This window comes from Methylobacillus methanolivorans (genome assembly GCF_044751345.1).
GTDB lineage: Bacteria > Pseudomonadota > Gammaproteobacteria > Burkholderiales > Methylophilaceae > Methylobacillus > Methylobacillus methanolivorans.
In genome coordinates this window covers 1376206-1389767 of sequence record NZ_JBIWXY010000001.1, presented here as the reverse complement: position 1 = coordinate 1389767, position 13562 = coordinate 1376206, and the positions used below count along the sequence as shown (strand labels likewise).

15 protein-coding genes and 2 tRNA genes are annotated in these 13562 nt (G+C 47.9%); 4 read left to right on the top strand and 13 right to left on the bottom strand.

Going from position 1 to position 13562, the window contains the following annotated elements; genetic code table 11:
* Nucleotides 1-24 precede the first annotated feature (24 nt).
* Both ACIKP9_RS06475 and crcB read right to left on the bottom strand, forming a co-directional pair.
* Nucleotides 25-261 (bottom strand): hypothetical protein, encoded by a 237-nt coding sequence (locus tag ACIKP9_RS06475; protein ID WP_230347879.1) that lies wholly within the window; start codon nucleotides 259-261, stop codon nucleotides 25-27.
* Nucleotides 262-383: 122 nt separating this feature from the next.
* Nucleotides 384-764, bottom strand: a complete 381-nt coding sequence (gene crcB, locus ACIKP9_RS06470; protein ID WP_400880792.1) for a fluoride efflux transporter CrcB — start codon at nucleotides 762-764, stop codon at nucleotides 384-386.
* Between the two features lie 976 nt (nucleotides 765-1740).
* Between crcB and ACIKP9_RS06465 the strand changes: the two genes are divergently transcribed.
* A complete protein-coding gene (locus ACIKP9_RS06465; protein ID WP_400880790.1) occupies nucleotides 1741-2145 on the top strand; it encodes a hypothetical protein in 405 nt (134 codons plus the stop codon).
* Nucleotides 2146-2339: 194 nt separating this feature from the next.
* On the top strand, nucleotides 2340-3074 hold the full coding sequence (locus ACIKP9_RS06460; RefSeq protein WP_400880787.1) for a PEP-CTERM sorting domain-containing protein: 735 nt from the start codon (nucleotides 2340-2342) through the stop codon (nucleotides 3072-3074).
* Between the two features lie 5 nt (nucleotides 3075-3079).
* Here ACIKP9_RS06460 and ACIKP9_RS06455 read toward each other — a convergent pair whose 3' ends face one another.
* The 4 genes from ACIKP9_RS06455 to ACIKP9_RS06440 form a co-directional block, all read right to left on the bottom strand.
* A complete protein-coding gene (locus tag ACIKP9_RS06455; RefSeq protein ID WP_400880784.1) occupies nucleotides 3080-3697 on the bottom strand; it encodes a hypothetical protein in 618 nt (205 codons plus the stop codon).
* 780 nt (nucleotides 3698-4477) lie between these two features.
* On the bottom strand, nucleotides 4478-4702 hold the full coding sequence (locus ACIKP9_RS06450; protein ID WP_400880780.1) for a helix-turn-helix transcriptional regulator: 225 nt from the start codon (nucleotides 4700-4702) through the stop codon (nucleotides 4478-4480).
* Nucleotides 4703-4886: 184 nt separating this feature from the next.
* Nucleotides 4887-6098, bottom strand: coding sequence for a tyrosine-type recombinase/integrase (locus ACIKP9_RS06445; RefSeq protein ID WP_400880777.1), 1212 nt, complete (start codon nucleotides 6096-6098; stop codon nucleotides 4887-4889).
* 164 nt (nucleotides 6099-6262) lie between these two features.
* Nucleotides 6263-6339 (bottom strand) — tRNA-Met (locus ACIKP9_RS06440).
* Nucleotides 6340-6637: 298 nt separating this feature from the next.
* Here ACIKP9_RS06440 and ACIKP9_RS06435 point away from each other — a divergent pair.
* A complete protein-coding gene (locus ACIKP9_RS06435) occupies nucleotides 6638-8110 on the top strand; it encodes an iron-containing redox enzyme family protein (RefSeq protein ID WP_400880774.1) in 1473 nt (490 codons plus the stop codon).
* Nucleotides 8111-8190: 80 nt separating this feature from the next.
* Here ACIKP9_RS06435 and ACIKP9_RS06430 read toward each other — a convergent pair whose 3' ends face one another.
* Together ACIKP9_RS06430 and ACIKP9_RS06425 are read right to left on the bottom strand one after the other, a co-directional pair.
* On the bottom strand, nucleotides 8191-8433 hold the full coding sequence (locus ACIKP9_RS06430; protein WP_230347876.1) for a KGG domain-containing protein: 243 nt from the start codon (nucleotides 8431-8433) through the stop codon (nucleotides 8191-8193).
* A gap of 157 nt (nucleotides 8434-8590) precedes the next feature.
* A complete protein-coding gene (locus ACIKP9_RS06425; protein ID WP_400880771.1) occupies nucleotides 8591-9148 on the bottom strand; it encodes a DUF4142 domain-containing protein in 558 nt (185 codons plus the stop codon).
* Between the two features lie 226 nt (nucleotides 9149-9374).
* On the opposite strand from ACIKP9_RS06425, the gene ACIKP9_RS06420 reads away from it, so the two are divergent.
* Nucleotides 9375-9848 (top strand): DUF421 domain-containing protein, encoded by a 474-nt coding sequence (locus ACIKP9_RS06420; protein ID WP_400880768.1) that lies wholly within the window; start codon nucleotides 9375-9377, stop codon nucleotides 9846-9848.
* 67 nt (nucleotides 9849-9915) lie between these two features.
* Here the strand turns inward: ACIKP9_RS06420 and ychF are convergent, their stop codons facing one another.
* The 5 genes from ychF to ACIKP9_RS06395 all read right to left on the bottom strand — a co-directional run bounded on the left by ychF (nucleotide 9916) and on the right by ACIKP9_RS06395 (nucleotide 13546).
* Nucleotides 9916-11001 carry a redox-regulated ATPase YchF gene (ychF, locus tag ACIKP9_RS06415; protein WP_400880765.1) on the bottom strand — a complete coding sequence of 362 codons (1086 nt, stop codon included), beginning with the start codon at nucleotides 10999-11001 and terminating at the stop codon, nucleotides 9916-9918.
* A gap of 27 nt (nucleotides 11002-11028) precedes the next feature.
* Nucleotides 11029-11613 (bottom strand): aminoacyl-tRNA hydrolase, encoded by a 585-nt coding sequence (gene pth / locus ACIKP9_RS06410; RefSeq protein ID WP_400880762.1) that lies wholly within the window; start codon nucleotides 11611-11613, stop codon nucleotides 11029-11031.
* 74 nt (nucleotides 11614-11687) lie between these two features.
* Entirely contained in the window at nucleotides 11688-12305 is a 618-nt protein-coding gene (locus ACIKP9_RS06405) for a 50S ribosomal protein L25/general stress protein Ctc (protein ID WP_400880759.1), read from the bottom strand.
* A gap of 110 nt (nucleotides 12306-12415) precedes the next feature.
* Nucleotides 12416-13351: a ribose-phosphate pyrophosphokinase gene (locus ACIKP9_RS06400; RefSeq protein ID WP_230348079.1), complete on the bottom strand. Its 936-nt coding sequence runs from the start codon at nucleotides 13349-13351 to the stop codon at nucleotides 12416-12418.
* A gap of 118 nt (nucleotides 13352-13469) precedes the next feature.
* A tRNA-Gln gene (locus ACIKP9_RS06395) sits at nucleotides 13470-13546 on the bottom strand.
* Nucleotides 13547-13562: the final 16 nt, after the last annotated feature.

Here is a 13562-nt window from a genome sequence, read left to right as displayed (position 1 = left end):
CTTTTTTATTGCAACAATCTGGCATTACACTTTCTTGGATAATGTCATACCAGTTCTTTTTGCCTTGAGCAGTACTTCAAATACGTCCACTGCTGCGACCTTATGAGTTTTGACAACTGCATCAAATGCTGCAATCAGTTCTGGCATGCCTTCACTTTGACGATTCAACTCTACAGGCTTTTGTTCGAGAGCTTCCAGTTGTTCGGTCAATGCAGAAATCTTTTGCTTCAGTTTTTCTCTTTTTGTATCAATGTTTGCCATGTGTAGATCCTGTTTTTAAGGGTGTGGGAGTAAATGGAGATGAATGTATTAAAGGCATTAATGATGCACTATGGATTTGCATTATATTCAAATTAAATCCAAAAATAAAACAATGATTAACTTCAAAAGAGATGACGGAAAATCATAAAGCTGCCATACATTAGTACAACACCAATGATGACGCTGAGTGATACATAAAGTAGGGCAGTCATGATGTCTCCATTTCTGAGAAGTATCATGGTTTCTAAGCCAAAAGCAGAAAATGTAGTAAATCCACCCAGCAATCCAGTGAACAAAAAAATCTTCCAATCAGGTGAAAATAAATCGTATTTATCCGCCAGGCCTGCGAGGGCGCCAATCACCAGGCAGCCTAAAATATTCACAGTGAAAGTGCCTAGCGGAAATTTCCAGTCAGTCGCTTGATTCATCATGAATCCAGCAAGCTTGAATCGGGCAATAGATCCAATGGCTCCACCAATGGCTACTAAAAATAATTGCTGCATGCTGCCTCACCTGATTGTACAGTTTGATGGGAAGTAGGCTATCACAAAGTGTCAAATTAAACAGTCGAAAAAGACTGATTGAGTTAGTTGAAATATGACAGATATGTGTTGATTGTTAGGATTTTGTATCGAGACATCATGCTGATCTGTTGTTGGCTATTTTTACCTGCATTGCACTGAAGTTTTGTACATAAAACAGCTTTATAGGGTGTCTGCATGATGACGTGATGCATACGGAATGATGAAAATGTATGCTTGCGCTATTGAGATTGATGGCAATAAAAAACCCGCTTGGAGCGGGTTCTTTATTATTTGGTTAATCATCCCTGAATAGGTGTTTGGTGGGATGGGGTCTCCCAAACAAGTGGGTAAAATCCTTGTGCTGCAATGGTTTTGATAATTTTATTTTTCAAGTTACCCCCAAAGTTACCCCAATTTTTTCGAAGTGACTTTTCGTTTACGTCATCTATGTTTTCTTACCTATTCACTAAAACCATTCAGAATTTCCTTAGACTACCGGTGAAGCCGGTCATCTATTTCATTCGATCTCTGCTCTCGTTGTGAGAGTGTATCTAAAGCGCACACAGTCGCGATTAGAGCGATTCTAATCATTTTTAACATGGGGCGGGGAGGGGCCGGAAAGAAAACGGGCCTCATGAGAGGCCCGCTATGACAAAACATTACGTTGTAAAACAGCGCTACGGTACCGCTCCTTTGTTTCACTGTGATGAACCAATTCCAAATTTTCAAATTGCAGTGAAATTTTTTTGACCATGGCCTTCTACTAGTCAGGTCATTTCTAAGATATTCACTTTTGGGAGAGTAGTAGCGCCTTTAAGGAAGCTCTTACTATTGAAGTAATTAATTATATATAAAATAAATCATTTTAAATATTTTAATTTATTTTACATATAACAACCCTGTCACATTATCTGCATAGGATGGTGGCTTATTCATAGCCTTCCGGAAAGAATGTATGCAAGCCGCTCCTGTTCATCATGCCACCCAAGTTAGCCACCCGGAGTTCGTACAATTTATGGGTGCTGTAGCTTCCGACGAATTTGTGGTGGAAAAACAACTTGCAGGTGCTGATATGTTCTTTGTGTATAACGCGAAGAATCACGAGGTATCGTCCATCGGTGTGTATTCCGGCCTGTGCTGCATCATTCAACACACACCTAACCATAGGTTGCCCCTTGGCTCCTTTGTGTCTACTCATCACGTTGAAGAGTATTCAGTTTTTCTTGATGAGATGGAAAGCAAGAGGATTGATGAATCATTACCGGGTTTTGCTGTTACCTATGGCAGGCATTGGTTACTGGGTAATATGGTAGGCATATCAACAACCCGGGGCTGCTACATTCTGAGGGAGCGTCCCTAACTCTTTGGCTGGCAGGTGACAAAGGCCGGACAATACTCTGCCAACCATTGTATTCCGAATTGCCCCCACCAGCCTAGTTCCGGTATTCACACTGTTGCAACCTGACCCGATAAAACTGCATGGTCTAGGGCCTTAACACTGTGGTCAAACAGTGTTGTGGTTTGTTTTCACCATTTTCACAACGAAACTATCACATGTACTTCAAACCCGCCATGCTAGTCAGCGCGTTGTTCCTTTCTAGCTTTAGCGCTCACGCTGAACTCTCCAGCTATAACCAAAACGGTGTAGAACTCGTTTACAGCTCAGTGAGTGACGTCACTTGGACCAAAGATGCCAATCTGTTCAAGACCATGTATGACGCGGACAACAGCCTTATAAGCAAGATAGCTGCGGCTACCACTTCCTACAATGATTCATATTTTGGCTATCGAACCTTAGATAAGCGGGACTTTAACACGACCTATGGAATAGCCAGTTGGTGGGGTGGACAAGCCTTTGTCGGGTATCTGAACAGCATCAGCTATGGTGGTAGCAACCAGTGGTATTTACCCACGGTGGTAAATAATGTCTCAGGCATCAATCTACCCACCAATGGTACTGTCACAGGTGATGAGTTTGCTGAGCTGTTTTACCAAGAACTAGGAGGTATCGGATGGAACTCTATACCAGATACAGCTATTTTCGATAACGAGAACTCTTGGGTATTCGGCTTTTGGTCAGGCACAGAACACGAAGTTGCAACCTATCGTGCGTGGGGGTTTGATAGCAGGAGTGGTTTCCAGAATAGCAACCGTAATAAAGACTTCCAGCGTTATATCTGGGCCGTAACGCCAGGCCAAGTCACAACAGTGCCGGAAGCTAGCACTTATGCAATGCTGCTAGCTGGTTTAACTGCGCTTGGTCTAGCAATACGCCGCTATCGAGCTTAATGGCTTTATTCACCTAAAATAACCCGGCCTTCGTCATCGTCTGCCGGGTGTTCTTCTTCCCACCCGCTATCCTCTACCATTCCGTCTGCCATCAGCGCTTTGGCCTCATCATTTGAAATTACCCTTACCGAGAGTTCCGGTAGTGATTCCGGGGCCTCTGCGAGGCTTTCCAATGGCAGGGTAACCCTTACCATATCCGAGGTGTTTTTAAGTGCTGTAGAGGCTGCCGCTGCTGCTCTCATAACCACGGCGGCGGTGAAAGGGTCTGTTGCTTCCAGGTGCTGAGAGGCTTTAAGAACAATGTCCCGGATGTGCTGAGAGTGAGCAATGTTATCTGCCAACAGCTTTGCCGCCTGATACCGGACTGTTTCATCATCCAAGAGTAACTTTAAAACATCCTGCCGGGCCTGCTCTATCAGTTCCTGCTTGAGCTTGCCTTTCTTGACTCCACCAGCCGCGATGTAACGATGAACGGTGCGAGAAGAAAGGTGCACCTTTTGGGCAATCATGGCGACTGTGTAGCCCGCCTCCCGGAGTGTTTGAATCTGTGCTACCTGGTCAGGGGTTGCATCTGGTGATTTGGTCTTGCTGGTGGGTGTTGCTGGTTTGGTTGCTGTTGTCATATCTATCCTTATTCATCGTTGAGTTTTTCCTTTCTCTCTAGGTTGTTTGTGGCCCGCCTCGCGCGCGCGAATTAATTAATAATTGTTTTAAAAATTGTTATATATATAGGGCTTCAAAATTTCTTACCCAATATATTCCTTCAAATACACCGGGGTGGGGTTGTTGCTTTCTAGTTATTATTATTTATCTTAATGAGGCTTCTGGTAGGGAGCTGTACAACCCCTAACCCAGCTCTATTAAGCAAGGTTGGTTGCACGGCTCCCCTATACTGCGTCTTTGCTTCCGTATAGGTTCCTCCAATCTTGAGGCATGCATTCTCTAGGTAACAATGAACCAAGATTGGTCCGCCGTATTCATTTGTTACCAGACCGGCGCGGCTGCATGCCAAGCCCTTGTGAGGCCAGACCCTACCGCTGAAACGTATTGCCGGTTCCTTCTCGCTTCCGCTCGGTGTTCTGAGCTTGCTCCCCTGCTTTGAACGTGGGCAACCCGATAGTGGGCAGGGGGTGTTGCTTTCTAGTTGGTGTGCAACGTACCAGTATTAAATTTGTGGGTCTATGACCCACTGGTTGGACCTTCAAAGTATAAGTTCGTAGATCACTTTTGGGGCCTGCTGCCCACCAGCCGGATATAAAGCTGTGTGCTATTCACTCAGGCTGTTTCCTGGTCGGGAAAGTTTGCCTTTGTTAAGTGGATATGGCTCAAGCCAGACATGAGGAAATAATGTGTCATTAACTGGCGCAATATGAACTTCGTGTTGTCCATCCTGCATGAAAAGCTCAATCTCGCTCAATTTTTGCAAGGGCGGCTCTTAGTTCACCAGCTCGCCATGCTGTTGTTCTTGGCGAGAGTTTATAAGGTGCCGGAATGCGGCCCTCTTTGACCCATCGCCAAACGGTGCCCCTTGAGCATGTCCATAAAGCGGCAACAACGGGTAAACGAACAAAGCCCTCATCGGGCAGGCTATTAAATCCAATAAGTGCTGAGCTGTATATTTCAGGCATTATGACGCCTCCTAGTATAGGTTTATAGGAAGCAGAATTCGTCATAAAAAGGAAGACTTGGCATGTTGCCTGTCTTAATGAAACAAAACATTTGCTTGTTTCTAGATAAATAGGCCGTTCTGCTATCGGCAACTGGGGATTATAGTTTGTTTTTCATTCGTCGCATAGTGTCTTATAAAATAATTCACGCCTGCTTGAGTTGAATTACCTGTGCACCGGCCTTGAGTTCGTCCAAATAATCCGCCCATGCCTGCATCATCTGTTTGCGCTGCTCGATGAATTTGGTCCGGTTATAAGCACTGCCCAGGGCATCCGGCACCTTATGCGCTAGCTGGTGCTCGATGATGTGTGGATCTATATTCAGGCGTTCATGCAACAGGGTACGAGCCATTGCCCGGAAGCCATGTCCGGTGATCTGTGTCTTAGTGTCGTAACCCATGCGTTTCAATGCGGCATTGATGGCACTCTCGCTCATTGGCTTGAGTGATGTATGGCCTCCCATGAACACGTATTCACTATGGATAGAAAACGGCTGCAACTCTCTCAGAATTTCTACGGCTTGCCTGGGTAGTGGAACTAGGTGGTCTGTCTTGGTCTTGCTTACAAGATAGCGCCACTCACCAGCATCGAGGTTGATGTCTTTCCATTTGGCCTGTCGTAATTCTCCAGGACGGACAAATAGCATAGGAGCAACAAGCAGGGCAGAGCGAACGGTAAATGTTCCCGTGAAAGCATCGATGGCTCTCAAGAGTTCCCCTACTTGCTTGGGTTCTGTGAAGGCTGCCATATGTTTTGTGGTGGTGGGTGGGAGTGCCCCCTTTAAGTCGGCAGTCACATCCCGAACAGCCCGGCCAGTTTGTACGGCATAGCGGAACACTTGCCCGGCTGTTTGTAAGGTGCGGTGGGCGGTCTCCAGTATGCCTAGCTTTTCTATTCGGCGAATGGCTTCCAGAATATCAGGGGCAGTAATGTCAGCAATGGGCCTGCTACCCAGCCAGGGGAATAAGTACAGCTCAAAGCGTCTCAGTACTTTATCCCGGTGGCTGGCTGCTTTATTTACCATATGAGCCGCTATCCACTCACGCGCAACAATTTCAAAGCTGTTTGATGCATTGGTTTGCCTGCTTTGCTTGGCTGCCTTGCGATTCTCTCCCGGGTCTACGCTATCCGCTAAGAGCTTTCGGGCTTCATCTCGTTTTTCCCGTGCTGCCTTGAGTGAAACATCAGGGTAAGTACCCAGGGAGAGCAATTTTTCTTTGCCATCGAAGCGATATTTGAAGCGCCACCACTTACCGCCGGATGGAGTAACCTGCAGGAACATCCCGGCCTCGTCGTAAAGCTTGAATGCCTTGTCTCTAGGCTTGGTGTTGCGGATGGTGGTGTCTGTTAGTGCCATTTGGGGTAACCATTTGTGAGGTAAGTGCTGTTACCCCTAAAGTTACCCCTGAAATTTGGGGTATGTCAATAGACCGTATGGTACGGTATGAGACAATAAAAAAGCCGCTCAGCTAGTATCTGCGCGGCTTTTTTTACTTGGTGAAACCCTGTGAAACAGGAGGTTGGTGGTGATGGGGGGACTTGAACCCTCGACCCCAGGATTATGAATCCTGTGCTCTAACCAGCTGAGCTACATCACCATCATCTAAAGCATGGATTAAACCAAGCCCGCTATTCTATTTTCTTGTTTGCCCAATGTCAAAGCCAATATGCGTTTTCTTGGTATGGATAAATGAGGGAGTGCTAGAACAAGAGTCCTGATTATATCGGGAGTTTTTCATTTTTATATTTAACTATATGAAATTAATGTGTATTTTTTGTTATTACTTGAGTTGTGATGATTTTCCTACGAGAGTCGGGGAAGCTGTCTGACGGCAGGGTTATGTTAATTTCCAGATAATGCATCATTGTCGCTGATGTTCTATATGGGGGTGCATCATGAAGGAAGTTATGCAGGGGCGCGGCTCCTTAGCTGGCGCTGTTCCAAGCTTAGTATTTAGGCGTGATGTCTCCTCAATTGTATTGCGGCGAAGTCAGTTGCCACATCCCCCGACAATTGCCACTCCTGCTCGTGACTTATTTCATGCACTATCGCAGCCGACGGGTATTGAAGCAGTGCGCGAGCAAGCACGTACATTTCTTGATGAAAAAATTGCCGAGGCATCGTTACTGCATAGTGGGTTGCCTAAAGATATGACGGCATTGCCAGCATGGCTGGAGCAGCGTTGCTTGCGGGTGAGAATGGATTATCGGGCCTATTTAGCTGATCGACATGCGGGACATCAGCCTCGATATTTTTCTGCTAAATCCCATGCCTTACATTTCTTGCAGTCTATGGCTCCAAGCCGAATGGTGGAGGGGGCATGGCTATATGGTTTTCTCAAGCATTGGCGCGAAGCCAAGTTTGCGCCGTTGTGCAGGGTGTATCTTAGAAACCTAGGCGATGGTGATGAGTCCAGTAATCAGGTGAGCTTGTATCAGCAGTTGTTGCATCAGAATGGTTGTTCAGATTGGCGCGGGATGGCTGATCAGTACTATGTACAAGGTGCGATCAGGTTGGCATTGGGACATCATGTCGATGATTACCTGCCAGAAATCATTGGGTTTAACTTGGGATATGAGCAGGTTTCGCTACCGATGCTGATTGCCGCATATGAGCTCAGTGAAATGGGCGTACAACCGCATTATTTTACTTTGCAGGCAACCGAGGATGATGCTTGTGTGGTGGCTACTATCAAGCTGTTATGCGTGTTGCTTGATGAGGCTTCAACTCAGAAAGATCAGCATGCTTTGCTGCAGCGTGTAGCCAATGGCTATAAATTACATCAGTTAGGCTTGGACATTCCCGACATTGTGGCATCGTTTGATTTACAGCAGGCTTTTCTTAGCGTGATTCAGCCTTATGCCGTACATATTGAGCGAGCCTATCGTATTGACTGTATGGAACGGGGTATTCGTGGCCGGTGGCCAGATAGTTTGCCGCTGCCCTTGCTGGTACAGCAGTTGTGTCATGAAGGCTGGATGCAGGCTGATGAAAAAGGGAAAACACGCTTATGGCAAGTGTTGGAGCGAGGGCATTGCTTGCCCTGGGATGCTTATCAGCAGCAAGTCCTGTTGGATTGGATAGCTTCCAGCCAGGAGTACGTCAAACGTTTGCAATATACCGACATGCCTGCCTTGGTCATAGCTTCGGGCCCTAGTGCTCATATAACGGCTGTGCAATCTGGTCCGCATGAGGTTGATGAGCCTCAAGAAGATGTGATGGATTACATCATTCGGCTTTTGTCTCCGGTTGTGCACTATACCCAAGAGAGCCTAAAGGCGGCACGTGTTTACAAATCCATCCTTGATAAGGGCAGTGAGCTTTATGCCCAGCATTATGCTTTTTTGCTAAGGTACGATCCGGTGTAAATGAATGCAGTAAAAAAGCCCGGCCTGAGTGACTAACAGGCCGGGCTTTTTTATGACATAAATTTTACGTGTTAGCGCTGCTATGAACTGCGGCGACCACCTTTACGGCCAGCAGCACGAGCCTCGGTTGATGTGAATTGATGGGCAGTGCCTTTTGCGTGGGCAGCTTGGCCTCCTTTGCGGCCTGCTAAGCGGGCAGAGGCCGAGTCGAATTCGTGTGCAGTACCCTTGGCATGGGCAGCTTTACCTCCCATGCTGGCAATCTGACGTTGTTTCTCAGGACTCATTGCGGCAAAGCCGCGCGGGTTTGCAGTCTGGACCATAATAAACCTCCATGATGATGGGATGGAATCAAGCGGTGAATGCGACCACTGCTCTTTCCAATAGAAAGGAAAGTATGTTTATTATTGGTGGTGGCAGAGCATGTTGTTATAAGCCTGTGTCTTATATCCATGTCAGAAAACTCAACCTTGTAGGCATTTAGTCGCTTTCTGTTGCCTTGATGACAGCAAGCAAAGCTTTACCTGTTTCTAATGAGTTTGTTGCTGAAGATAAGTGTTGAAGAGCGAAGGTCTTGATATCTGGGTCTTCAGTACGTTCAGCAATTTTGCCTAACAGCTTGACGATATTTTCTTGGGATTTCACTCCAATAGTCTTGGCATAGCCTAGATCAAACTCATTCCCCTCCTTTGATGACAAGCTTCTGAACTTGGCTTTTTGCCAGAGGGACGGTTCTTTCGGTAAGTCTGCACGTTTCTGGTTGGCTAATTGTCTGATTGCCTCACCTAGTTGTGATTGTGTCTTGATCATTTCGCGTGCGAAGTCACGCACCTGTTCATTTCCCGATTTAAGTACTGCCATTTCGCTAGCTTCGGTTTGCAGGATTTCTAGGCGAGTAATATCTTTCAAATAGCCTTGATCCTTGGAGGACAGCGCCTCGGCTGCAGCTGCGTCATGCAGCACTAGCATAGGCGCTGCAAGCAAGGATATGGCGAGCAGGTGAAGGAAATGCTTTCTTAGCCATAATTGAGAGGTCATATTGAGCTCCATGAGATATGGAGTTTGCATGATCGTATCAAATGATCATGTTTGTGAATCAGACATGGCTGATCATTGTGTAGGAGTGAAGGTGACAAGTGGATAGGGTACACGTTGACATCAAGCCATTTTCCTACTTTCTCCTACAATGCTTTGCGATTTGGGACTACAAAGAACGGAATGATCACGGCTATAAGATGGCGACACATAGTCTTGAAAGATTGCAATGGAATTGTTCACTTTCAGCATTTCGCCTTGGGAGATCATCTTGCGGGGTACATTGGTCTTCTGGTTGTTATTTCTCATCTTCCGCTTTGTCTTGCGGCGAGATGTTGGCAATCTGGGGATAGGTGATTTTCTATTTGTCGTGATCGTGGCTGATGCTGCGCAGAATGCGATGAGCGGCGACGCCAAGACATTCTTGGACGGTGCCTTGCTTGTGATGACATTGTTGATCTGGAATTTGCTATTCGATTATCTGGGGTACCGTTTTCCATTGGTACGTCGTTTTACCGAGAGTGCCAGTATGCTGCTGGTGCGCAACGGCGACATACAATGGCGTAATCTTCGACGTGAATGGATTACCAAGGACGAGCTCATGTCAAAAATGCGTGAGGAAGGCTTGGAAAGTCTGGAGCAAGTCAAGGAAATGCGCTTGGAGCCGGATGGCCGGATCAGCGTGATTCGCCATTCGACATAAATTGATGGAACATAAAAAAATCCGCGGGCTAACGCGGATTTTTTGTCGAACTTACGAGAGGGGAAAGCTAGACGTTGAAGCGGAAGTGCATGACATCGCCATCTTGCACGATGTAGTCTTTGCCTTCGAGACGCATCTTGCCTGCTTCCTGTGAGCCTTTTTCTCCCTTGTGCTTAACGTATTCGTCATACGCGATCACTTCTGCACGGATAAAGCCGCGCTCGAAATCGGTATGGATCACGCCAGCGGCTTGTGGGGCAGTAGACCCTTTGCGCACAGTCCAGGCACGTACTTCTTTCACGCCGGCTGTGAAATAAGTTTGCAGGCCGAGCAAGTCGTAAGCTGCGCGGATGACTCGATCCAATCCTGGTTCTTCCAGGCCTAATTCAGATAGGAACATCGCCTTGTCTTCATCTTCGAGATCGGCAATTTCACTCTCGATCTTGGCGCAGATCGCTACGACAGGAGCACCTTCCTGCTGGCCAAGCGCTACGACCTTATCCAACAATGGGTTATTCTCAAAGCCACCTTCGTCCACATTGGCAAGATACATTACAGGCTTGACCGTAATCAGGCACAACGGCTTGATCAGTCTCAGTTGATCCTCATCCAGGCCCAGCGTGCGTACTGGGCTACCTTGATCCAGATGTTTTTGTATCTTTTCCAGCACGGCGCAAAGTGCAATTGCTTCCTTGTCACCAGACTTGGCTTTCTTGCTCTCGCGTTGCAGGGTTTTTTCCACGGTTTCCATGTCGGCAAGCGCCAGCTCGGTGTTGATGGTTTCAACATCCGCCAGCGGATCAACCTTGCCTGCAACGTGCACGATATTGCCATCATCAAAGCAGCGAACTACGTGGGCGATAGCATCGGTTTCACGGATATTGGCGAGGAATTTGTTGCCCAAGCCTTCACCCTTGGATGCGCCTGCTACCAAGCCGGCAATATCAACAAACTCGACAATGGCAGGCTGGATTTTCTGTGGGTTGACGATCTCAATGAGCGGCTTGAGGCGCGGGTCAGGCACTTCGACGATGCCAATATTCGGTTCTATGGTACAGAACGGGTAATTGGCGGCTTCGATGCCTGCGCGGGTAATCGCATTGAAGAGGGTGGATTTTCCTACGTTGGGTAGGCCAACAATTCCGCATTTCATGATGATCTGCCTGTTCTTGGTTAAGGGTTAATTCTGTTTTGTTTTGGTGTGCAGCTTGAGCATGGCTTCTTCAAACCTGCCCTCCAATAGCTGCGGCAATATGAGGGTGCTGTCATCCATGGCGTATTCTATCTGCTGCATTTCATCACGCAGTGGCGCATGCAAGACGTAATTGACGACGGCGCTACGATCACCGGGGTGGCCGACACCAAGGCGCAGGCGCCAAAAATCGTTGGTCCCCAGTTGTGCGGCGATGTCCTTCAGGCCGTTATGGCCACCGTGACCGCCACCTTTTTTCAGGCGGGCAATCCCTGGTTCGAGGTCAAGCTCGTCATGGATCACCAAGATTTCCTCTGCAGGAATCTTATAAAAGCGTGCCAGTGCTGCAACAGCACGACCACTGGCATTCATAAAGGTTGTAGGCTTGAGCAGCCAAGTATCGGCCTGGCCATTCAGCCGGCCACTGAGGCCAAAAAACTTGGCTTCCAGACTGGTTTTGCTGGAAGTCTGGGCGCAAACTTGGTCTATCCACCAGAAGCCTGCATTATGGCGGGTGTCTTCATATTGGGCGCCCGGATTACCGAGGCCAACAAAAAGGCGGATACCGTTCATGGGTGTGTGACTCTTTAAAATGAATACGCGCGCCCTAGTTGCCCAGAGCGCGCGTTCAAGCATTTACACCGAGATTATTCGGCGGCGGCGTCACCTTCAGCAGCGTCATCGCTTGCTGCGCCACCACGTGGCTTGGCGATCGATGCAACAGCAGCATCATTTTCGTGAGCCAGTTGTACGAACTCAACACCCTTAGGCAACTTGATTTCGGACAGGTGGATAGAGTGACCAGCTTCCAAATTGCCGAGATCAACTTCAATGAACTCTGGCAGATCCTTAGGCAGGCAGCTCACGTCTGCTTCTGTCAGGATATGGGAGACAATACCGCCACCCAGTTTCACGCCAGGAGCCACGTCAGCATTGATGAAGTGCAAAGGCACCTTCACGTGTACTTTTTCGCTGGCGCTAACGCGTTGGAAATCGATGTGCTGAATGGTATTGCGTACTGGGTGCAGTTGGTAGTCACGCAGAACAACTTGCTCCTTCTTGCCGTCTACTTCCAGGTTCAGGATGGAAGCGTGGAATGTTTCGTGACGGAACTCAAGGAACAGTTCCTTGTGGTTGAACTCAAGGCTAACCGCCTCTTTTTCACCACCGTAAACAACACCGGGAACATTACCAGCGCGACGGAGACGGCGGCTCGCACCCGTACCTTTGCCTTCGCGTGTGGTTGCTTTGATTGTAATTGCCATGTTACTACTCCTAAAAAAGGCCAAATAGGCCCTGGGGTTGCCTGTTATCCGCGACCAGATAACAGAAAAGGCGGTTGAGCATTGCTCAGCCGCCGGAACCATGTTCCTGTTTAATCTACAAACAGGGAACTGACTGAATCTTCATTGCTGATGCGGCGTATAGTTTCCGCAAACAGTTTCCCCGCACTCACGACACGAATCTTCGGTGATTGTTGTGCATTGGGACGTAATGGAATGGTGTTGGTGACGACCATTTCATCCAGTTCGGAATTTGTAATGCGTGATACTGCTTCGCCAGAAAGGACTGGGTGAGTACAGTAGGCCACCACTTTCTTTGCACCTTGTTGTTTGAGCGCAATAGCGGCTTCGCACAAGGTATTGGCGGTATCGACCATGTCGTCCATCAGCACACAGGTGCGACCTGCTACATCACCAATGATGTTCATGACCTTGGCCACATTGGGCTTGGGGCGGCGCTTGTCGATAATAGCCAGGTCGACGTTAAGGTGCTTGGCTGCTGCACGGGCACGTACCACGCCACCTACATCTGGTGAAACCACGATCAGGTCATCATGCTTTTGCTGGCTCAAATCTTCTAGCAGGATAGGCGTAGCGTAGATGTTATCTACCGGAATATCGAAAAAGCCCTGAATCTGGTCAGAATGCAAATCCATGGTCAGCAGGCGATTCACGCCGACTGTGGTCAGCATGTTGGCAATGACCTTGGCGGTGATCGCAACACGTGCCGAACGTGGCCGTCTGTCCTGACGGGCATAACCAAAATAAGGAATCGCTGCCGTGATGCGACCAGCCGATGAGCGACGTAGTGCATCAACCATGACCATAACTTCCATGAGGTGGTCGTTGGTTGGCATGCAGGTGGATTGCAGGATGAAGACGTCCTTGCCACGGACATTGTCCAGCAACTCGATCATCACTTCGCCATCGCTGAAGCGATCTACAGTGGCCCGCCCCAGTTCGATGCCCAGGTGACTTACTACCTCTTCGGCAAGCGCACGGTTGGCGTTGCCGGTAAATACCATCATGTCGCCCTTGGCCACAGTTGGAATCCTTATCTCTTTAAAGTAAACCGCGAGGAATAGCTTGTATAAATCACGTACAAAAAACAAAAGCGTGTAATTTTTAAGTTACACGCTTTTATTCTGGCTGGGGAAGAAGGATTCGAACCTTCGCATGCCGGAATCAAAATCCGGTGCCTTAACCAGCTTGGCGACTCCCCATTTGATCGTTATTTCT